Annotated in this window: 1 protein-coding gene; it reads right to left on the reverse strand. The window is 59.5% G+C overall.

Annotated features, from left to right (window positions below; all coding sequences use genetic code 11):
* On the reverse strand, window positions 1-1555 hold a 1555-nt coding region (locus GIW04_RS30605; protein ID WP_236479600.1), incomplete at both ends, for an Ig-like domain-containing protein.

Here is a 1555-nt window from a genome sequence, read left to right on the forward strand (position 1 = left end):
CCGCCTGGCCGCTGACCGTGGTCGGGATTTGGATTTCGCCTTTGCCTTGAGCGTCCAAGGTCACTGGCGAACCGATCGGTTTGCCTGCGCTGTCTTGCAATTGCACGGTTGCGCCCGGTTTGCCGGTAACTTCAACCTTGCCGGTTTGCGGATCAACTTCACTCAGCGTTGGTTTCAATGGTGGCACAGCAACGGTCGCCACTGGCGACTGCTGGCCATCGTCCTTGACCACAATACCCACCGACTCACCACCCACTTCCTGTGGCAGTTTGATTACACCTTGGCCTTTGTCATCCAGGATGACCGTTTCGCCGACGGGCTTGCCGTCTTTGTCTTGCAACTGCACGGTCGAGCCAGGTTTGCCGGTGATCGGCAGTTCGCCTTTTTCGGCATCGACTTCACCCGGCTGCGGCTTGAGCAGTGGAACAGTAACGGCAGCAGATGCCAGTGAATCAACGCCGTCTACTTTCTGTACCGCAGACACCGCCTGACCGCTGACCGTGGTCGGGATCTGGATTTCGCCTTTACCCTGAGCGTCCAAGGTCACTGGCGAACCGATCGGTTTGCCGGTGCTGTCTTGCAACTGCACGGTCGCACCCGGCTTGCCGGTGACTTCAACTTTGCCGGTTTGCGGATCAACTTCACTCAGCGTTGGCTTCAATGGCGGAACGGTAACGGTCGCCACTGGCGACTGCTGACCATCGGCATTGGCGACCACGCCTACGGACTCACCGCCCACACCTTGTGGCAGCTTGATCACGCCCTGACCTTTATCGTCCAGAGTGACCGGAGTACCGACTGGCTTGCCGTCCTTGTCCTGCAATTGCACATTCGAGCCAGGTTTGCCGGTGACCGGCAGTTCGCCTTTGTCTGCATCCACAGCACCCAACACAGGCTTGAGCAGTGGAACGGTAACGGCGGCAGACGGCAGCGAATCAACGCCATCTACTTTCTGCACCGCAGACACCGCCTGGCCGCTAACCGTGGTCGGAATTTGGATTTCGCCTTTACCCTGGCCGTCCAACGTCACTGGCGTACCGACGGGCTTGCCACCCTTGTCCTGCAACTGCACGGTTGCGCCCGGTTTGCCGGTGACTTCAACCTTGCCGGTTTGCGGATCAACCTCACTCAACGTTGGCTTCAATGGCGGAACGGTAACAGTCGCGACGGGCGACTGCTGACCATCGTCCTTGGCCACAATACCTACCGACTCGCCGCCCACTCCCTGTGGCAGCTTGATTACGCCCTGGCCTTTGTCATCCAGAACGACGGCTTCGCCGACGGGCTTGCCGTCCTTGTCCTGCAATTGCACGGTCGAACCCGGCTTACCGGTGACCGGCAATTCACCTTTTTCAGCATCAACTACACCTGGCTGCGGCTTGAGCAGCGGAACGTCAACGGTTGCGGCCGGCGACTGCTGACCATCGTCCTTGGCCACAATACCTACCGACTCGCCGCCCACTTCCTGTGGCAGCTTGATTACGCCCTGGCCTTTGTCATCAAGGACGACCGCTTCGCCGACTGGCTTGCCGTCCTTGTCTTGCAACTGCACGGT

The sequence above is a fragment of the Pseudomonas sp. PA-4-8C genome (genome assembly GCF_021606625.1).
GTDB lineage: Bacteria > Pseudomonadota > Gammaproteobacteria > Pseudomonadales > Pseudomonadaceae > Aquipseudomonas > Aquipseudomonas lactis.